Source organism: Neptunicoccus cionae, assembly GCF_014643735.1.
Taxonomy (GTDB): domain Bacteria; phylum Pseudomonadota; class Alphaproteobacteria; order Rhodobacterales; family Rhodobacteraceae; genus Amylibacter; species Amylibacter cionae.
Window position 1 is genome coordinate 54,293 of the sequence record NZ_BMKA01000001.1, and the last position, 19,994, is coordinate 74,286.

Genomic DNA, 19,994 nt, shown 5'->3' on the forward strand with positions numbered 1-19,994 from the left:
TCACCGGCCTGCCGTTGAATGTAGCGGTTTAATACCTAAAGTTACTTTAACTTTCACTCACAATGGGGGCCCCATGATCTTCAGGGCTTTAGCTATCGTGTGTTCTGTGGCCATTGTGCCATTTGCAGCACAGGCCGAGACAGGCAAGGTTACGACATTCGAACTGGATAACGGGCTGAAGGGCATTGTGATCGAAGATCACCGCGCACCGATTGTCACCAATATGGTCTGGTATAACGTCGGCTCTGCGGATGAACCCCCCGGCATGACCGGCGTGGCGCATTTTCTGGAACATCTTATGTTCAAGGGCACAGACACCCTGAAACCTGGTGAGTTCAGCAAGACCGTCAAGGAAAATGGCGGCGTGGACAATGCCTTTACCTCGTATGATTACACCGGCTATTTCCAGCGCGTCGCAGTGGACCGTTTGCCCCTGATGATGCAGCTTGAGGCGGATCGGATGCGCAATCTGGTGCTGACCGAGGATGAAGTGATCACGGAACGGAATGTGGTGCTGGAAGAGCGGAACTCCCGTATTGAAAGTGATCCGCGTAGCCTGTTTCAGGAACAACGCCGTGCCATGACATTTATGAACCATCCATACCGCAATCCGGTGATCGGCTGGCGGCACGAGATTGAGGCGCTGAACCTTGATGATGCGATTGCGTTCTACCGGACGTATTACGCGCCGAACAATGCGACCCTTGTGGTGGCGGGCGATGTGACCCCCGAACAGGTCAAGGCACTGGCGCAGGAACACTTTGGCCCGCTGGAACCGTCGGACAACATCCCGCCACGGGTGCGTCCGCAGGAACCGCCACACCTGTCGGCGGTGCGGCTGAGCTTTAGCGATCCGCGCCAGTCCCAACCCTATCTGGTGCGCAGCTACCTTGCCCCCAAACGCCAGTCTGGCAATCAGGACGAAGCCGCTGCGCTGACGATCCTGTCTTACCTGCTGGGCGGTTCGGGCCTGTCGTCCGTTCTGGGACAAAAGTTACAACTGGACCAACAACTGGCAGTTTATACCGACGCTTGGTACGACTCGACCTCGTATGATCCTGAAACCTTCGGCATCTATGCCATGCCCCGTCCGGGTGTGTCGCTGGAGCAGTTAGAGGCGGCGATGGATACGGTTCTGGCGGATTTCCTGAAAGACGGTGTGGATATGGAGCATCTGAAGCGTTTGAAAACCCAGATCGCCGCCGAAGACATTTACGAATTGGACAACCAGTCCGATGTGGCCCGCACCTATGGTCGGGCGATCACGGCGGGGCTGACTGTAGAAGACGTGCAAAGCTGGTCCAAAACCCTGCAATCCGTCACGCCGGAACAGGTGATGGAGGCTGCGGCCAAGGTGCTTGATATGCGAAAATCGGTAACGGGTCTGATGCTGACCCCGACAGAGGAGCCTGCCCAATGATACGCAAGTTTGCTGCTGTATGTGTAATGGTCCTGATCGCGCTGCCCGCTGCGGCCCAGATCAAGATCGAAGAAGTCACCAGCGAAGGCGGGATCAAAGCCTGGCTGGTTAATGAGCCTTCCATTCCCTTTATCGCCCTGCAGATTGCCTTTCGCGGGGGAACATCGCTTGATACGCCGGAAAACCTCGGGGCTACCAATCTGATGATGGGGCTGCTGGAAGAGGGCACAGGGGATATGGATGCGGCGGCCTACCGTCGAGCCACGGAATCTTTGGCGGCGAATTTCAGTTTTGATGCGGGGCGGGATTCTGTGCGGATCAGCGCGCAGGTGCTGAAGTCCAACGCGGATGAAGCGCTTGACCTGCTGCGCAAAGCGATTGTGGAACCGGCCTTTAACGCCCCTGCAATCGAACGGGTACGCGGGCAGGTGATCACCGGATTGCAAAGCGCGTTGGAAGACCCCCAAGCCATTGCGCAAAAAACCATGTCGGAAATCGCTTTCGGGGATCACCCCTACGGGCGTCCCTCTGACGGGACGATTGAATCTGTTACAGCATTGACCCGTGATGATCTGGTGGCGGCCCATAAAGCGGCGCTGGGCAAGGATCATCTGGTGATCGGCGTCGTTGGTGATGTCACTGCCGCAGAGCTTGGCCCGATGCTGGACCGTCTGCTGGGCGCGCTGCCTGCAACCGGTGCGCCGCTGCCTGAAAAGGTTGAATTTGCGGCTCCGGCGGGTGTGACTGTTGTGGACTTTCCGTCGCCACAATCGGTTGCGATCTGGGCGCAGGACTCTGACATCAACATGCAGCACCCTGATTTCATGCCGGTCTATGTGATGAACCACATTCTGGGCGGTGGCGGTTTTGGCTCTCGTTTGACGGAAGAAGTGCGCGAAAAACGAGGGCTGACCTATGGCGTGTATTCCTATCTGAACTGGATGGAGGCGACGCAGTATTACGGCGGCTCCGTTGCTTCGGGCAATGGCACCATCGGGCAGGCAATTGACGTTATCCGCACCGAATGGGCGCGAATGGCGGAAGAGGGCGTGACTGAGGACGAGCTTGAAAAAGCGAAGAAGTACCTCACCGGCAGCTATGCTCTGCGCTTTGACGGGAACAGCCGGATCGCGCGGATTTTGGTCAGCAGCCAGCTTGATTATTTCCCGATTGATTACGCCAACACGCGCAATGACAGGGTGAATGCAGTCACGGTTGAGGATATCTCCCGCGTGGCGAAGGAAAACCTTAATTCAGATGCCCTGCAGTTCGTCGTGGTCGGGCAACCGGAAGGGGTGGACTCCACCCAGTAGCAGGTTTCGGCGCTTGGGCGCCGGACCGCAAAAACAGCCGCATCATTAACCAAATCCCCGTGTGCGAATCGCGGGGATTGCTGCTATTTGTAGTGGTATGAGTGTAGCAGACCCCAAAATACAGGCTGAAACAGCCCCGATACGCCGTCCCATCCGCCAGCTGGATGACGCCGCCGCTAACCGCATTGCCGCCGGAGAGGTTGTCGAACGCCCTGCAAGTGCGGTGAAAGAACTGGTGGAAAACGCAATCGACGCCAAAGCGCGCCGGATCGAAGTGGCTTACGCCGATGGCGGCAAGACCCTGCTGCGTGTCAGTGATGATGGCCACGGCATCCCCGAGGACCAGTTGCCACTGGCGCTGTCCCGCCATGCCACCTCGAAAATCGACGGTTCTGACCTGTTGAACATCCACACATTCGGCTTTCGCGGAGAGGCACTGCCTTCGCTCGGCGCGGTGGGGCGGTTGTCGATCACCTCAAGGGCAGAAGGCGCAGACTCTGCGGCGCAGATTACCGTTCACGGCGGCGAGATGTCCGCTTTGCGTCCTGCGGCTCTGTCGCGGGGCACAGTGGTGGAACTGCGTGACTTGTTTCACGCCACACCGGCGCGGTTGAAATTCCTGCGCACCGACCGTGCTGAAAGTGGCGCAATCATTGACGTGATAAAGCGGCTGGCGATGGCGGAACCGATGATCGGCTTCACCCTGCGCGATGTGTCAGGCGGCGGTGAGGGCCGCGTGGTGTTTCAAGCCGAAGCCCAAAGCGGCGATCTGTTTGATGCGCTGCATGCGCGGCTGGCTAAAATACTCGGTTCCGACTTCGCGGCCAATGCACTGCGGATAGACGCAGAGCGGGAAGGCATTGCGATCACCGGATTTGCTAGCTTGCCGACCTATTCGCGTGGTTCTGCTACGGCGCAGTATATGTTTGTGAACGGGAGACCGGTGCGTGACAAGGTGTTTTACGGCGCGATCCGCGGCGCCTATTCCGATTTCCTGCACCGTGAACGCCACCCCGCGCTGGCGCTGTTTCTGGAATGCGATCCGACGCTGGTGGACGTGAACGTGCATCCCGCTAAATCCGAGGTGCGTTTCCGTGATCCAGGTCTGGCCCGTGGTCTGATCGTCAGCGCGCTGCGTCATGGGCTGGCAGAGGCGGGGCACCGCGCGTCAACGACCGTGGCGGATGCAACGCTGGGGGCGTTTCGGCCTGAGAACCGGGCTGAAGCGCCGGTCTACCAGATGCAACCGCGCAGTGGTTTCATTCCGCAGGCCACGCCGCAAAGCTATGCGCCGCCGCAGAATTATGCGCCGATAGAACCGGCGCAGAGGGGATTTGCCGAAACTGCCCCCGCCTATTCCGCGCGGATGGAGCCTGTTACCGATACGCCTGCGGCAGCAGATCAGCCGCTGGGTGCGGCGCGCGCACAGGTGCATGAAAACTATGTGATCGCCCAGACGCCGGACGGGATTGTGATTGTTGACCAACACGCCGCCCACGAACGGCTGGTGTACGAGCGGTTGAAGAAACAGATGGCGCAGAACGGCGTTGCTGCGCAGGCGTTGCTGATCCCTGAAATTGTCGAGCTGGAGGCTGGCGCACAGGCCAGCGTTCTGTCCGCCGCCGATGATCTGGCGCAATTCGGGCTGGTGATTGAGGATTTCGGTGGCAACGCGGTCTGCGTGCGCGAAACGCCTGCTTTGCTGGGTGAAGTGGACGCGCAGGCGATGATCCGTGACATTGCCGATGAACTGGCCGATCTGGACCAGACCCAAACGGTGAAGGACCGCATTGAAGCGATCCTGTCCCGCGTGGCCTGTCACGGTTCGATCCGTTCGGGCCGGATGATGCGGGCGGAAGAGATGAACGCCCTGCTGCGCGAGATGGAGGCAACCCCCCATTCAGGACAGTGCAACCACGGTCGGCCCACCTATGTGGAGCTGAAACTTACCGACATTGAAAAACTCTTCGGGCGGCGATGATTGATTTGCAAAGCCTTGCCGCTGACCCATTGATGCTGTCCCTTCTGGCTGGCGGAGTTGCCCTGCTGCTGGTTGTGCTGTTGTTGCTCGTGGCGATGCGGGCGGCGGGGCGTGCTGCGCGGGCGACAGCGCCGCTCTCTAACCAGATGCTGGCCATGGGGGAGGGGCTGCGTATCCTGAACGAGAGCCAGCATGTTTTGAAAGGCGGGCTCGACAGCTTGTCCCAATCCCAGTCCCAAACCATGCAAACAGTTGAGGCGCGGCTTTCGGTTGTGCAACAGCAAATGCAGGAGAAACTGCACGAAAACGCCATGCGCTCGGCGCGGACTATGGCGGAACTGCAAGGGCAGATGCGCGACAGCTTGCAAGGCAGCAGCGAGAAAACCAACAAGTCCCTGACCCAGTTGCAAGAACGTTTGGCGACCATCGACAAGGCCCAGACCAATATTGAAAAACTGTCCGGCGACGTGTTGTCCTTGCAGGATATTCTGTCCAACAAACAGACGCGCGGGGCGTTCGGAGAAATCCAGTTGAACGAAATCGTGCGCAAAGCGATGCCGCCCGATGCCTATTCGTTTCAGCAAACTTTAAGCAACGGAAAGCGGGCGGATTGTCTGATCCATCTGCCAAAACCGCCCGGTCCTATTGTGATCGACAGCAAGTTCCCGCTGGAAGCTTATGAAGCGATCCGCGCTGCGGACAATCCGGCAGCGGCCCATCTGGCTGCGCGGGATATGCGCACGGCATTGCGGGCGCATATCAAGGCGATTTCGGAAAAGTATATTATCGAAGGGGAAACGGCTGAGGGCGCGCTGCTATTTCTGCCGTCCGAAGCGGTTTATGCGGAATTGCACGCGAACTTCCCCGAAGTGGTGCGCGAAGGTTTTGCCGCCCGCGTCTGGATCGTATCGCCGACCACTTGTATGGCGACGCTCAACACCATGCGGGCGGTGCTGAAAGATGCGCGGATGAAGGAACAGGCGGGGGCAATTCGCGCAGAGCTTGGGTTGTTGCATAAGGATGTGGACCGGCTAGTGAGCCGCGTGGGCAATCTTGACCGGCATTTCGGACAGGCCAGCAAGGATATAGAGGAAATCAAGATTTCTGCGGGCAAAGCCGGTGGGCGTGCGCGGCGGCTGGAAGCGTTTGATTTTGATCCGGTGGAACAGGAACGGGACGATCCCTTGACGTCTTTATCGGACCAATAAGTATAACGCTGCGTCAAGTTGCATCTTGCGCCAAAAGAAATCCGCGGTTTGATGGCAGAAGTCCGTTTCCGGAGTCAGGATTTTCATGCCGCTTTCTGCTATTGCCCGCCACCCCGACCGCGTTGCGTTAAGCAACGAGCTTCACGCGCGCCCGTTTCCGGTGCTCCGCGCGCCAAGTCGCGCAGCCTCTATTGCGATTGAACGGGATGCTGCCAGTTCTGACACCCATCGCGATCATTTGCTCGCCCTGCTGGACCGGTACGGCGCGCCCCATCCTGCACCCGACGCGGCCCATCACAGTGCCGATCTGGGGATGGTATACCTGAAATGGGAACGTCATTCGGAATTTTGCACCTTTACCCTGTTTGCAGACGGTGTGTCCGAAGTGCCTTTTGATGGCGGATTGTTCGATTATTTCCCAGACAACTGGCTTGCCGATGCGCCGGGGCGATTGCTTTCCTCTATTCTGGTGCGCCTCGAACATGCGGTATCACAAGAAGCAGTCGTGGCGCGGGTGTCCGAAGTCGGCACCGAATGGTTCCACTCCGAAGCGGTCGCGGCGTCCTTTGTGTTGGAACGGGATGCAGCGATTGTGGGGGATTTCCGGCTAGACCCGTTTGAACACATCCGGTTTGCGGTGTTCCAAGTAGGGGAGACCGGCGCGAACAGGATGGGGCGGATCGTTCAGCGCCTGATAGAGATCGAAACTTATAAAACCATGGCCATGCTGACCCTGCCCATCGCGCGAGACGTGTTTTCGCGGCTGTCCGATCTGGACCGCGATCTGGCACAAGTGGTGCGTGAAATGACAGACGCCCATGAAAACGCACAAGATGAACTGGATCGTCTGCTGGATATTTCCGGCAGGGTTGAGAATTTCTCAGCCGATACGGCCTATCGATTTACCGCCGCCGAAGCCTATTCGGCGCTGGTCCACGAAAGGGTCAAGGTTCTGCGCGAAGAGCGGTTGGCGGGCTATCAGTTGTTTTCGGAATTCATGATGCGCCGGTTTGAACCTGCCATGCGTACGTGCCGGTCGGCGTCGCGCAGGCTGGCGGATATTTCGGCGCGGGCGGCGCGGGCGTCTGACCTGCTGGCCACACGGGTGAGCGTGGATGCGGATGAACGCAACCGCCAGATCCTCAATCAGATGGACACCCGAGCAGCATTGCAACTGCGTTTGCAGGAGACGGTTGAGGGTCTGTCGGTTGTGGCGATCAGCTATTACGGGGTGAACCTTTTGGCCAAGCTGCTCGCGCCGATGGCCGAATACCTGTCGATTTCATCGAAATGGTTTAGTGCCGGACTGGTTTTGCCGGTCGTGTTTCTGGTCTGGCTGGCTGTGCGCAGAATCCGCAAGCAGGCAGAAGATCGTGCAAAAGCCGCGCCAGCCGAAAGCGGTTAAATCCGGAAGATCGGCTGAAGCAACCGCGGAATAAGGCTGTTGAACCGCAGTGGCGCATCCGTGGCAGCAAGGCAGATGCAGTCCGCTTCGGGCCCTGCGACGGGCTGGTGGTTCAAATCCTCATTCGCGATTTCGATGTCCCCACGGGCGAAGTGATCGACCTCATCGGAGAATGATCCCTGTAACACCAGCGTCAATTCCGTGCCTCGATGTCCGTGATCGGGGACCGCCGCACCCGCCGGGATAAATATCAACCGCGCCTGCGCCTTGCCGGTTGTGGGCAGAATGGCTTGTTTCACCCCGCCGCCAAGCGGGCGCCATTTGATCTTATCAACATCGCCGCCCACATAATCCTGCAAGGGTTCTGGCAGAACACCGGGTTTGGTTGCGCGGATCGCCGGTTTATCGGTGATCGCCTTGCCGGATTTTATCCGCGCCATCACGGATTGCAGCGCATCCGCACCCATTTCTGCGGCTTCGGTCTCTTCCATGACCACGCCGCCTACGGCTTCGTAACCGCCTAACATGGCGCGGCTCTCGTCCGAGAGGCTCAGATGGGTGGCGACAACGAGGTCGAAGGCCTCGGGCAGGATCCCAGCGGCATAGCCCATCAGAAGTTGTTCGTTCAAAAGATGCTTTACAGTCATTTCACAGGCTCGTTCAGTGTCTGGCGCAGACGTTCCAGCGCCAGCCTAATGCGGGATTTGATTGTACCAAGCGGTAGGCCGGTTTCTTCGGCCAGTTCGGAATGGGACAGATCGCCGTAATAGGCGCGTTTCACAATGTCTCTTTGCGTTTCTGGCAGCGCATTCAGGGCTGTTGCCAGATGTTCGGTTTCTTGGCTCAGCGCCAGTGCATCCGCCGCTTCGGGTTCGGGTTCCGGTCCCCAAGGCAAATCCTCGGGTTCGGGCCGCGCCGCACGACGGAAGGCGTCGATCTTTTTGTTACGCGCAATCGTGAAGATCCACGTAGCCGCAGAAGCGCGGGACGGATCAAACAGATGGGCCTTGTGCCACAGGGTAATCATCGTTTCCTGCGCACACTCTTCAGCCGTTGCCCCGCTGGCCCCTGATTTGATGAGGAAGCCTTTGATGCGTGGCGCGAAATGGCCGAACAGAGCTGCGAACGCCGCCTCGTCACGGTGATTGCGAACGCGCAGTATTTGCGCATTCCAATCGTCACCTTGACTGTGCCGCTGCTCAGTAGGGCTCATCTTCAACCTTCGCTTCGACACTCTATGCGGAATAGCGGCTTGGCTATCCTTTCGAGAGGCGTCGTTTTTTTCCATCAGTGATAAAGCGTGTAACATGAACTCTATACGCGCGCAAAATGCTGTTGGATCATAGTGGCAAAAATTATTTGTGGCCTTGGCAAAGTGATCCAATCGAAATCGCACTACGTATGGTTTGCACACCCTCAATAAGGAAGTCCCATGCCATTTGAATTCGCCCCTGTCGCTCCGGTCAAGATTGCTGTTATCGGCGCAGGTGTCTCGGGTATGGGGGCGGCACATCTGCTGTCAAAGATCCATAACGTGACCCTGCTGGAAACGGAAACGCGGCTAGGTGGACATGCCCGCACAGTGACGGCGGGCAAGAACGGCGACCAGCCGGTAGACACCGGATTTATCGTGTTCAACTACGCTAATTACCCGCGATTGACCGGTTTGTTTAATGAATTGGATGTTCCCGTCATCAAAAGCGACATGAGCTTTGGGGTGTCAGCGGATAATGGGCGCATTGAATACGCGCTGAACGATCTAGCCGCGTTATTTGCGCAGAAACGGAATATCGTAAATCCTCTGTTTCTGGGCATGTTGGTGGACATCATGCGGTTCAATTCTAAGGCGGTAGACATGGCCGCTGATCCAGATCTGACCTTGGGGGAGCTGATGGCCCGCTTGCGGTTGGGGGAGTGGTTCCAGAAATACTATCTACTGCCGTTTTCGGGTGCGATCTGGTCCACCCCATTGGAACAGATGCTGTCTTTCCCCGCCCAAGCGTTAACGCGGTTTTTCAAGAACCATAACCTGTTGAATATCTACGGACAGCACCAGTGGTACACGGTTAAGGGTGGCTCGGTCGAGTATGTGCGCAGACTGGAACTGGCGATGCGCCAGCAGGGCTGCGAAATTCGCACCGGCGCGAATGTGAAGGCCGTGCGCCGCAACGCTTCGGGTGTAGAGGTCCGCCTTGAGGGGGGCACGTGGGAACAGTTCGACCGTGTGGTCTTCGCCTGCCATTCAGATCAGGCGCTGGCGATGCTGACTGACCCAACGTCTGAAGAATCAGCGACGCTTGGTGCGATCGGCTATCAACTGAACCGCGCTGTTCTGCACGCGGATCCATCAATCATGCCCAAGCGTAAATCCTGCTGGGCAAGCTGGACCTACACGACCGGACAACAGAAAAAATCCGATCCGGTGGGCATTACCTATTGGATGAACACGCTGCAATCCATCCCCCATGACGACCTGCTGCTCAGCTCCCTGAACCCGACCAGTGCGATTCGCGAAGAACTGATTTATGAAGAAACCAGCTTCATGCATCCGGTGTTCGACCGTGGCGCATTGGAGGCGCAAAGCCGGATCAAGTCCTTGCAGGGCCTGAATAATACATGGTTTTGTGGTGCTTATCTGCGTAACGGCTTCCATGAGGACGGATATTCCAGCGCAGTGGATGTTGCCAACCACATGAAACTGATCCCGCAATGGGCGTAACCCCCGAACATATCTGTGCAACCACCTATCACGGGCGGCACGGGGCGGTTAAAAACGCCTTCCGCTACCGTGTGGATTACGTGTTGTCAGACCTGTCCGAGGACGCGCCAAAACCCTTTCTGTTTTCGCGCAACCGCGCCAATCTGACAGCCCTGCATGACGTGGATCACGGCGGAGCACGTGGGGCGGGGCAAGGTGTTAACTGGGTGCATGAAGTCCTCGCCGATCAGGGAATGGCCCATCTGGCGGATGGCAAAATCCTGTTGCTCGCACAGCCCAGGGTCTTTGGGCATGTGTTCAATCCTGTCAGTTTCTGGCTGGTGTTCGACCCGCAAAACACCCTGCGCGTTGTGATTGCCGAGGTGAATAACACCTACGGGGACCGTCACTCCTATCTGTGCCACCACGCTGATCTGGCGCCGATCCTGCCGACGGACCGGCTGAAGGCGCGCAAAGTATTTCATGTCTCGCCGTTTCAACCCGTCAGCGGCGAATACAGTTTCCGCTTTGACGTAACCGACGAACACATCGGCATCGTGATCGATTTTCGCAGCAAGGAAAGTGGTGTGATCGCCACTTTCCACGGCAGGCGGCGGCCCTTGTCCAATCGCTCCATTCTGGGGATGGCTGTGGCGCGGCCTTTCGGATCGCTGCGGGTCATCGGGTTGATCTACTGGCAGGCGCTGCGTTTGTGGTGGAAGGGGGCAGGCTTTCGCAACCGCCCCGACCCGCCGGAGCAGGAGGTGTCTTCATGAAATGTTCATTTATCACCGCCATAGTCATCCTGATCGGGCTGGTCTCGGGCTTGGTAGGTGCTGGGCAGGCCATAGCACAATCGGCGCCGGTGGAAGTTGCGCGATCGCTTGGCGGTGCATCGTTGAAAGGTACCGCCAGCGCGCGGTTGTGGGGCAAAAAACTCTATGATGCAGAACTTTGGACGGCTTCGGGCGGAACATTTGACCAGCGGGAACCCTTCGCGCTGACCCTGCGCTATGCCCATGCGTTCAGCGCCGATCTTCTGGCGCGGACTTCGGTAAAAGAGATCGTGCGGGTGGAAGGGGGGCGTCTATCGGATCACGGCGCTTTGGAGCAACGGCTGCGACGTTGCCTTGTGGATGTTGCTAAGGGTGTTCGGGTGACGGGCGTGTCTCAGGGACCGGATCGCGCCAGTCTCTTTGTGAACGGGCGCAAGACCTGTACGCTGACCTACCCGCGGCTGCGGGACCGCTTTTTTGGTATCTGGCTTGCGCCAACGTCCCGTGACGCGCGCTCGGCTTCCAGATTGAAGGGGCATAGCTGAATGGAGCATGGGACCCGCCTTGGTTTGCACCGGTATACGGCCTTTGCGGGTGTTCTCGCGGCGGCGGGACTGCCGCTTTATATACATGCGCCGAAATTCTATGTGGACCGTTACGACCTCAGCCTGTCTGCCATTGGTGTGGCGCTGCTGGGGCTTCGGGTGCTGGATTTTGCACAGGATCCGGTTCTGGGGTGGGTGGTAGATCACCTTGGGGCGTGGCGCGGCGTGTTTGCAGGCGGGATGACGGCACTGCTGGCGCTGGCTATGGTCGGGCTGTTCGCAGTGACAGCGCCGATCAACCCGTTGGTCTGGTTTACCTTATGTCTGGCGGTGCTGTTCACTGCATTCAGCGCCCTGTCGATCCTGTTTTATGCGCGCGGTATCTCTAAGGGAAATACGCTCGGTCCGGAGGGGCATCTACGGCTGGCTGGTTGGCGGGAGAGCGGCAGCCTTGCGGGCATTTGTCTGGCGGCGATCCTGCCAACATTGTTTCTTTATGCAGATTTCAGCGCCCCCTTGGCCCTGTTTGCGCTGGTGTTTTGCGGTGCAGCGGCGGCGGGTGCGGTCCTGATGCGTCAAGAGTGGCATGCCGATACGGAGCTACCGGAGCAAGGCAGCGTTGCTGCGCTTTTGGCTGACCCCATCCTGCGCCGGTTGTTGCTGGTTGGCCTACTGAACGCAGCGCCTGCCGCAGTCAGCGCCAGTCTGTTCCTGTTTTTTGTCGAATATCGACTGGGCCATGAAACCGCCGCCGGTCCGTTGCTGCTGGTGTTCTTTGTCGCGGCTGCCGTTTCGGTTCCGGTCTGGGCGCGGATTGCGGCGCTGCGCGGGGTCCGTTGGACCTTGTTGGCCGGAATGGGGTTGTCGATTATCGCCTTTAGTTTTGCCATCACGCTGGGGCAGGGGGATGTCTGGCCTTTCGCGCTGGTGTGTCTGGCGTCCGGCGCGGCGCTTGGCGCGGATATGACCCTGCTGCCAGCATTGTTTTCGGCGCGGGTGGAACGGGTCCACGGGGCGGGGGGGCAAGCCTTCGGTCTGTGGAATTTCTGCTCAAAACTCACGCTTGCGATCGCTGCAGCGACCGTGCTGCCGCTGCTGGATCAATCCGGTTTTTCGACCGTACTACCGAACCCACCACAGGTTCTATGGGTCTTGACCCTGACCTACGCGGTGATCCCGTCTGTTTTAAAATCCATTGCTTTAGTGGTCCTTTACTGGACCCCGATAGAGGAGAGCTGTCATGCCTGATCTTATCCTTTTCGCGCTTGGTGCTTGTGTTGTGCTGGTGCTGTTTTGGCTGAAGGAACGCTCCACCGGTTTCCAAGCGCAACGCCCGCAGGACTATTTGGATGGCGGGCCGGAATTCGATATCCGCCGCCATTTGAACGGGCCAATGTTGTGCGACGGGGTGCTTTACGGGCCGCTTGGCCGCGTGTCATCCCGTTTCACTGCACGGATGCACGGCAGTTGGGAAGGAAACACTGGCACGTTGGTTGAGAATTTTCACTATGACAGCGGCACCGAGCAGCGGCGCGAATGGAGCCTGACCAGTGCGAATGACGGCACGTTCAAAGCAACGGCACCGGACGTGATCGGCACGGGTGAAGGGGTGCAGATGGGATCTGCTATTCGGCTGAAATACCGCATCAAATTGACCGATAGCGCGGGCGGGCATGAGCTGGATGTCACCGACTGGATTTACCTGCTTGAGAACGGATCGCTGGTGAACCGCAGCCAGATGCGCAAGTTCGGGATCAAGGTCGCGGAACTGGTCGCAACCATCCGGCCGGAGCCAGCGTGATGGAGGCGGGACAACGATACTGGCTGGTCGGTGCATCGGAGGGTTTGGGGCGTGCAGTGGCACAAAAGCTGTCGGCGCGGGGTGTGGAACTGGCGTTGAGCGCGCGCAGTGAGGATCGCTTGAAAGACCTGTCCGACAGCCTGCCGACCAAGTCTAGCGTGCATCCGCTGGACGTGCGCAATCTGGATGAGGTGCGCAAGGTGGCGGACGATATCGGACCGCTCGACGGGGTGATTTTCGCCGCCGGTGTGTACTGGCCGATGGTAGCGGCAGATTGGGACGGCGAAGCGGTTGAAGCGATGTGCGATATCAACTTCACGGGCGCTGCGCGGGTGATGGGGGCCGTGGTGCCCCAGATGATCGCGCGGGATCGGGGCCACGTGGTGCTGATCGGCAGCCTGTCAGGGTTTCGCGGCCTTCCCGGCGCCATTGGCTACGGGGCGAGTAAGGCTGGAGTGATGCATCTGGCGGAAAACCTGCACGCTGAAACCGTTAAGACGAATGTGAAGGTGCAACTGGTTAATCCGGGCTTTATCAAGACCCGCCTGACCGACAAAAATGACTTTAAGATGCCCTTTGTCATGGAGCCGGAACAGGGCGCGGACCATGTGGTCGCGGCAATGGAGGCGTCCCGTTTCCAGACCAGTTTTCCAAGACTGTTTTCGTGGTTGTTTCGCGGTGCAAATTTCCTGCCTGCACCGCTTTATTACCGGTTGTTTGGTAAAGGCTAAACCTGCGCCACATGCGCATCAAACATTGCTTTTGCACCACTCCAGACGCCTTCGTCTATGGAGTTCAAAGTCAAAAGTGACGGCAAAAGCTGTGCTGCGTAGTCGTGCGAGCTTTCGACCGGCAACATCGAGGGCAAGTTATCAATCGCCGTCACATCTAGGGGCGGCGGACCAGCCGATACCCGCGTGAGGGGGGCGTCAAAGGTAGAGGATTCTTCGTAAATCGGAATCGGGTTATAGTCCGAACTCGGGTCGCAACTGACATCTGCGATCACCGACAGTTTGCGCGGGGCGTTCACAGCTGATTTCGGGACAAAGACAGGCACCTGCGGGTTGGCAAGGATACAGTTAACGAACAGGCTGTGGTCCAGAATTTCGGGAAACGGTCCGCCGTGCGCAGTTTCCGCCATGTCCCATTTTGTGACCGACAGCCCAAGGGATTGCGCCAGATCAACCGCGCCGCTGCCCACACGCCCCAGCGCACCGATCACGATCATATCCGGCTTCTCAGCGCCCTCTGCCAGCGCGGACTTAAGGTCTTGTTCCAGCTCGCTCAGCAGTGCGTTCCGTCCTTGATAGACGTTTATCCGATCAGGTCCGGGGCTATCGGCGGCCTGTTGTGCCGCCCAGACTTTTAACCCGACAGCCGCCCCCGCATAGCCTGCCCAATAGCCAAAGGCAGCAACGCGGCGGCCTGACGGATCTGTCAGATATTCAAGATCATACAGTGTGCCATCACCGTTTTTGAACCGGCGCAGCAAGGCCGGACCGTCCGCCTGTCCCTTATAGGCATGGCCGAACATGATGTGACGATGACGCAAATCAGGGCCGTCTGGATCCAGTTCTTTTAGTCCAAAGATGATCGCATCGTCTGGGGCGTTCTGCCAGTCTCCAGCGGCTGCAATGGCACAACCTGTGGCGCGGTAGGCGTCGATCGGGATGGCGCGGGCGTCGGAATCCTCCACTGTGACAGCGTGTCCCGCGGCGATAAAGGCTGCAACGCCTTCAGGGGTGATGCCGACCCTTTGTTCAGCAGGGCGTTGTTCTGCGCGGACCCATAGATGTACCATAAAGCGCCAATCCTTTGTTTCGGTGTTGTAAGGAACTCTGACGCAAAACTTGCTGCGCTTCCAGTGTGTACCGCACAAACGCCACGCTGCCTGTGCCAAGCCTTTGCGCGTAAACAGATGCTTATTGGTCGGTTCTTCGCTTTGCGAAACTGGCGGTGTGTGTTCTAACATCAGCAAATGCAAGATTACGGCGGAGGCTGCGCTATGGCAGATGCAATTGAGTTTACCCTTGATGGACAGGTGGTTCTGGCTGCGCCCGACGAAACGATCTGGGAGGTGGCGAAGCGGGAAGGCACGACGATTCCCCATCTGTGCCACTCTGGCGAAAAAGGCTACCGTTCGGATGGCAACTGCCGCGCCTGCATGGTTGAGGTGGACGGCGAACGCACGCTGGTGGCATCGTGTATCCGCAAACCAGCCGAAGGCATGGTGGTGAAATCCCAATCAGCACGGGCCAGTTCCGCCCGCAAGATGGTGATCGAGATGCTGATGGCGGACCAGCCAGCGCAAGAGCAGGCCCACGACAAGTCCTCTCACTTTTGGGATATGGCCGCACTTCAGGATGTCAGCGACAGCCGCTTTCCAGCGATGGAACCGGACCGGATTCCGCTGCTTGATGACAGCCATGTTGCGATGCGGGTCAATCTGGATGCCTGTATCCAGTGTAATCTATGTGTGCGGGCCTGCCGCGAAGTGCAGGTGAATGATGTGATCGGTATGGCGGGGCGCGGCCATGACAGCCAGATCGTCTTTGATATGAATGACCCGATGGGCGACAGCAGCTGTGTGGCGTGTGGTGAATGTGTGCAGGCCTGCCCGACAGGGGCGCTGATGCCTGCAACCGCACTGGATGCGCAGCAGGTCGGGGACAGTCAGGATTACGACCGTGAAGTCAAATCCGTCTGCCCGTTCTGCGGTGTGGGGTGCCAGATCAGCCTGAAGATCAAGGACGACAAGGTCGCTTGGGTCGATGGTATTGACGGGCCTGCAAACGAAGGGCGGCTGTGCGTGAAGGGGCGGTTCGGGTTTGATTATATCCACCATGAACACCGCCTGACCAAACCGCTGATCCGCCGCGATGATGCGCCTGCCAAAGGGCTGAACGTGCATCCCGACGCTTTGCATGAATTCTTCCGAGAGGCCACTTGGGAAGAGGCCATGACCGTCGCTGCCGGTGGACTGGCCAAGCTTCGGGATGAAAAGGGCGGTAAGTCTATCGCGGGTTTTGGGTCCGCCAAATGCTCCAATGAGGAAGCCTATCTGTTCCAGAAACTGATCCGTCAGGGGTTTGGCCACAACAATGTGGATCACTGCACGCGGCTGTGTCATGCCTCTAGTGTGGCGGCGCTGATGGAGAACGTCGGTTCGGGCGCGGTTTCGGCCACGTTCAACGAAATTGAAAACGCGGATGTGGCGATTGTGATCGGCGCGAACCCGATTGAGAATCACCCCGTTGCGGCCACCTATTTCAAACAATTCACCAAACGGGGCGGCAAACTGATCGTCATGGACCCGCGCGGTGTCGGGCTTGGCAAATACGCGACCCACCGGCTGAAATTCCGTCCGGGCACTGATGTGGCCATGCTAAACGCGATCATGCACACGATTGTGGAGGAAGAGCTTTACGACAAACAGTATATCGCCGCCTATACCGAGAACTGGGAGGCGCAGAAGGCTCATCTCAAGGACTTCCCGCCGGAGAAAATGGCGGAACTTTGCGGTGTCGAAGCTGAAGAGTTGAAAGAAGTAGCGCGTCTGTTTGCCGGTGCCAAGGCGGGGATGATTTTCTGGGGGATGGGAATTTCCCAACACATCCACGGCACAGATAATTCACGATGCCTGATTTCATTGGCGCTGATGACAGGGCAGGTGGGCCGTCCGGGAGCGGGCTTGCATCCGCTGCGGGGACAGAACAACGTGCAAGGGGCGTCTGATGCGGGGATGATCCCGATGTTCCTGCCCGATTACCAGCCCGTCGGCGAAGACGGCGTACGGTCTGCCTTTAATGAAATCTGGCAGTCGGACGTGGACTTTGGCGCTGAAAAGGGCCTGACGGTCGTCGAAATCATGGATGCGATCCACGACGGTAACATCCACGGCATGTATATTCTGGGCGAAAACCCTGCCATGTCCGACCCTGATGTAGAACACGCCCGCGACGCGCTCGCCAAGCTGGAGCATCTGGTGGTGCAGGATATCTTCCTGACTGAAACCGCGAACTACGCGGATGTGATCCTCCCTGCGAGTGCCTTTGCCGAAAAGACCGGCACTGTGACGAATACCAACCGTCAGGTGCAGATGGGCCGCCCCGCCGTGCCGCCGCCGGGTGAGGCGCGGGAAGACTGGGCGATCACCACCGATCTGGCGCAACGCTTGGGTCTGGACTGGACCTACACCCACCCGCGCGAGATTTTTGCCGAGATGAAAATGGGGATGGGTTCGCTCAACAACATCACGTGGGAGCGGTTGGAGAACGAGGCGGTCACTTATCCGTCCCTGTCGCCCACCGATCCGGGGCAGGCGATTGTTTTTGGCGATGGGTTCCCGCGCCCCGAAGGCCGTGCGAAATTCACCCCTGCCAGCATTATCCCGCCCGATGATGTGCCGGATGCGGAATATCCGATGATACTGACCACAGGTCGGCAGTTGGAACACTGGCACACCGGTTCCATGACCCGCCGCGCATCGGTTCTGGATGCGGTAGAGCCGGAGGCAAACTGCTCCCTCCACCCCAAAACCCTGCGTAAAATGGGTGTGCAGCCTGGGGGTATGATCCGCTTGTCCACGAAACGGGGCTCTATCGTGACCATGGCCCGTGCGGACCGTGCCGTGGCCGAGGATATGGTCTTTCTGCCCTTTGCCTATGTGGAAGCGGCGGCGAATATTCTGACCAATTCGGCACTTGATCCTTATGGGAAAATTCCCGAGTTCAAGTTTTCAGCCGTGCGGGTGGAAAAAGCGGAAGATGCTATCGCGGCGGAGTAATCCACCGCGCGGCGGGTTCTGAGTATTTTTGGAACATTGAAACGGGGGCTGTTGTGCGGCCCCGTAAGGGCGTGGTGGTGGTTGGGGTGTGATCATCAGCACGACGCGCTTTTTCCGAAAGTTTCGTAGAACGCGGGAATGGGTTATGCTCTGTGTATTTTATCACAGGAGCGTTGATTCATGATTAAGTTACGATATGCCCTACCGGCGGTTATGGTGATTATGACACAAGCCGCATTTTCTGATCCCATCCTTGCCTCTTATTATGCGACAATCGACAGGCAGGATTTCTATAATTCCAGTGGCGCCCCGCTGAAGGATGTCGGATCGGTCATCCAGCAAGATCGCGCCAACTTTCACCGCTTTGGTGTGCGGCACTCCGGGGATGAATCAGATCCTTATTTTGGCGATCGGGCCATGCGCGCACGCATTCCAGATCTGGTGCGCGCTGGTGGTGTGGATCATTATCTCAGGCAATTGCTCGGGCGCGGGTGGCAGGGCTACAGCCAGACTTGGCTCATCCAAATCTGCGGCACACCCGGACGGATAACACATCTGCGGATTGCTCCGGCGGATGGAGATGGTTATCCGGGTTGCTAACGTAAGATGGGGCCGCCTTGATCAAAGGCTACTGGGCGCCCCGCGCAAGCGTTACGAACCGTTTATATAATGCAGCTTGTTAAATCGCGCGCGCAAGGCTTTGGTTTCGGAGGCGAGTGTTTCGGGTGCATTTGCGTGTAGCGCTCGATTGAGAAGATCGGCCAGTTCGGGGACGTCTTTTGGTGTGACGCCCCAGCGGACGATTTCGGGGGTGCCGATGCGCAATCCGTTTAGATCGTTGCCCAGTTCCGTTATGGGCAGACCTATGCCGCAGGTCAGGAAGCCGGCTTTACGCAGTTTTTTGGAGGCGGTTTGCCCTCCGCCGAAAGCGGCGGCTTTGATTGCGAACTGATGGGATAGAGTGCCGCCTTTTGCTGCTTGAAACACAGGAACGTCCCTTTGGTGCAAGGCCGCTGCCAGCGCTTGGGCCACTGCGATCATCTGTGCTGCATAGGCTTTGCCGTGGTCGCGCCAGTCCAGTAGCGACATGGCCAGTGCCGCGGATTTGGCAGCGTCGAAATTGGCGGTCATGCCGGGGAAGGCAATGGCGTCAAGTTTTTCGGCAAGGTCGGGATCATTGCTGACAATCAACCCGCCCGCCGGTCCACCAAGGGATTTATAAGTGCTCATCGTCATGAGGTGCGCACCCTGTTCCAGCGGATCGGGCCATGCTTGCCCTGCGATAATACCGCATTGGTGAGCCGCATCAAACAGCAGCTTCGCGCCGACCTCATCTGCAATGGTGCGGATTTCAGCCACTGGATGGGGGAAGAGGTTCAGTGAACAGCCGATTGTGATCAATTTGGGTCGGGCATCTTGCGCCAGTTTGCGCAAGCCCTCCAGATCAACCGTGTAACCGTCCGCATCTACGGGCGCGTGCAGCACGTTCAGCCCATAAAGCCCCGCACAACCGGCAGTGTGATGTGTAACGTGGCCACCGACGCTGGCAGGCGGGGCGATGATTGTGTCACCGGGTTTGCAGGTGGCCATGAAGGCGTAGAGATTCGCGATGGCTCCGGAGGGCACGCGGATTTCAGCAAACTTCGCGCGGAAGACTTCGGCGGCGAGTTCGGCGCAGATCACCTCAATTTCTTCGATGGCTTCAAGCCCCATTTCGTATTTGTCACCCGGATAGCCGAGCGAGGGGCGTTCCCCTATTCCGCTGCTTAACAGGGCGGCAGCGCGGGGGTTGATCACATTGGTGGCAGGGTTGAGATTAAAGCAATCGGATTCGTGGATGGTGCGGTTATCCATAGCAAGGGTTTCAAGCCGCGCGGCAATATCGCCAGACGTCGCGGTCGCAGTTTCAGAGGCGATCTTTTGCACCAGCGTTTCAGAGGTTTCAGGCACCCAGTGCCGGTTGGTCAATGCGGTCATGGCGCAATCCTGTCTTTTTTTTTTTTCAGAATGAAAGCGGCGGCTTTCTTTTGCAAATCAGAATTGCTATGGGCTAGGCCTAGA

General features: G+C 58.2%; 17 protein-coding genes. 13 read left to right on the forward strand and 4 right to left on the reverse strand.

The features are described 5' to 3' along the window. Positions 1-73: 73 nt before the first annotated feature. The 5 genes from IEX10_RS00205 to IEX10_RS00225 all read left to right on the forward strand — a co-directional run bounded on the left by IEX10_RS00205 (position 74) and on the right by IEX10_RS00225 (position 7,327). Positions 74-1,420, forward strand: a complete 1,347-nt coding sequence (locus IEX10_RS00205) for a M16 family metallopeptidase (protein WP_188669763.1) — start codon at positions 74-76, stop codon at positions 1,418-1,420. Continuing rightward, a complete protein-coding gene (locus tag IEX10_RS00210) occupies positions 1,417-2,733 on the forward strand; it encodes a M16 family metallopeptidase (RefSeq protein WP_188669765.1) in 1,317 nt (438 codons plus the stop codon). The genes IEX10_RS00205 and IEX10_RS00210 overlap by 4 nt, the downstream gene beginning before the upstream one ends. 97 nt (positions 2,734-2,830) lie before the next feature. Continuing rightward, entirely contained in the window at positions 2,831-4,714 is a 1,884-nt protein-coding gene (mutL, locus tag IEX10_RS00215; protein ID WP_188669767.1) for a DNA mismatch repair endonuclease MutL, read from the forward strand. Continuing rightward, entirely contained in the window at positions 4,711-5,922 is a 1,212-nt protein-coding gene (locus IEX10_RS00220; protein ID WP_188669769.1) for a DNA recombination protein RmuC, read from the forward strand. The genes mutL and IEX10_RS00220 overlap by 4 nt, the downstream gene beginning before the upstream one ends. Before the next feature lie 85 nt (positions 5,923-6,007). Continuing rightward, positions 6,008-7,327, forward strand: a complete 1,320-nt coding sequence (locus tag IEX10_RS00225; protein ID WP_188669771.1) for a DUF3422 family protein — start codon at positions 6,008-6,010, stop codon at positions 7,325-7,327. Here IEX10_RS00225 and IEX10_RS00230 read toward each other — a convergent pair. Both IEX10_RS00230 and IEX10_RS00235 read right to left on the reverse strand, forming a co-directional pair. Continuing rightward, entirely contained in the window at positions 7,324-7,974 is a 651-nt protein-coding gene (locus IEX10_RS00230) for a ChrR family anti-sigma-E factor (RefSeq protein ID WP_188669773.1), read from the reverse strand. The genes IEX10_RS00225 and IEX10_RS00230 overlap by 4 nt on opposite strands. Then, the gene (locus tag IEX10_RS00235) at positions 7,971-8,540 is read right to left on the reverse strand and encodes a sigma-70 family RNA polymerase sigma factor (RefSeq protein WP_229678378.1); all 570 of its coding nucleotides are present in this window, start codon (positions 8,538-8,540) and stop codon (positions 7,971-7,973) included. Before IEX10_RS00235 ends, IEX10_RS00230 begins: the two co-directional genes overlap by 4 nt. A 219-nt stretch (positions 8,541-8,759) precedes the next feature. Between IEX10_RS00235 and IEX10_RS00240 the strand changes: the two genes are divergently transcribed. Genes IEX10_RS00240 through IEX10_RS00265 form a run of 6 tightly spaced genes read left to right on the forward strand, consistent with a single transcriptional unit; the run spans position 8,760 to position 13,878 of the window. Next, on the forward strand, positions 8,760-10,046 hold the full coding sequence (locus IEX10_RS00240; protein WP_188669777.1) for an NAD(P)/FAD-dependent oxidoreductase: 1,287 nt from the start codon (positions 8,760-8,762) through the stop codon (positions 10,044-10,046). Next, positions 10,037-10,801, forward strand: coding sequence for a DUF1365 domain-containing protein (locus IEX10_RS00245; RefSeq protein ID WP_188669779.1), 765 nt, complete (start codon positions 10,037-10,039; stop codon positions 10,799-10,801). Before IEX10_RS00240 ends, IEX10_RS00245 begins: the two co-directional genes overlap by 10 nt. Further along, the gene (locus IEX10_RS00250) at positions 10,798-11,346 is read left to right on the forward strand and encodes a hypothetical protein (protein WP_188669781.1); all 549 of its coding nucleotides are present in this window, start codon (positions 10,798-10,800) and stop codon (positions 11,344-11,346) included. Before IEX10_RS00245 ends, IEX10_RS00250 begins: the two co-directional genes overlap by 4 nt. Then, a complete protein-coding gene (locus IEX10_RS00255) occupies positions 11,347-12,594 on the forward strand; it encodes an MFS transporter (RefSeq protein WP_188669783.1) in 1,248 nt (415 codons plus the stop codon). After that, positions 12,587-13,147: a DUF3833 domain-containing protein gene (locus IEX10_RS00260; RefSeq protein WP_188669785.1), complete on the forward strand. Its 561-nt coding sequence runs from the start codon at positions 12,587-12,589 to the stop codon at positions 13,145-13,147. The genes IEX10_RS00255 and IEX10_RS00260 overlap by 8 nt, the downstream gene beginning before the upstream one ends. Then, positions 13,147-13,878, forward strand: coding sequence for an SDR family NAD(P)-dependent oxidoreductase (locus IEX10_RS00265; RefSeq protein ID WP_188669787.1), 732 nt, complete (start codon positions 13,147-13,149; stop codon positions 13,876-13,878). Before IEX10_RS00260 ends, IEX10_RS00265 begins: the two co-directional genes overlap by 1 nt. On the opposite strand, the gene IEX10_RS00270 is transcribed toward IEX10_RS00265, so the two are convergent. Then, positions 13,875-14,948 carry a saccharopine dehydrogenase gene (locus IEX10_RS00270; protein ID WP_188669789.1) on the reverse strand — a complete coding sequence of 358 codons (1,074 nt, stop codon included), beginning with the start codon at positions 14,946-14,948 and terminating at the stop codon, positions 13,875-13,877. The genes IEX10_RS00265 and IEX10_RS00270 overlap by 4 nt on opposite strands. A gap of 204 nt (positions 14,949-15,152) precedes the next feature. Here IEX10_RS00270 and fdhF point away from each other — a divergent pair, with 204 nt between their 5' ends. Then, complete coding sequence (fdhF, locus tag IEX10_RS00275) at positions 15,153-17,933, forward strand: formate dehydrogenase subunit alpha (protein ID WP_188669791.1); 2,781 nt, start codon at positions 15,153-15,155, stop codon at positions 17,931-17,933. A 180-nt stretch (positions 17,934-18,113) separates the two neighbouring features. Next, positions 18,114-18,533, forward strand: a complete 420-nt coding sequence (locus IEX10_RS00280) for a hypothetical protein (RefSeq protein WP_188669793.1) — start codon at positions 18,114-18,116, stop codon at positions 18,531-18,533. A gap of 51 nt (positions 18,534-18,584) precedes the next feature. On the opposite strand, the gene glyA is transcribed toward IEX10_RS00280, so the two are convergent. Continuing rightward, positions 18,585-19,910, reverse strand: a complete 1,326-nt coding sequence (gene glyA / locus IEX10_RS00285) for a serine hydroxymethyltransferase (RefSeq protein ID WP_188669795.1) — start codon at positions 19,908-19,910, stop codon at positions 18,585-18,587. Positions 19,911-19,994: the final 84 nt, after the last annotated feature.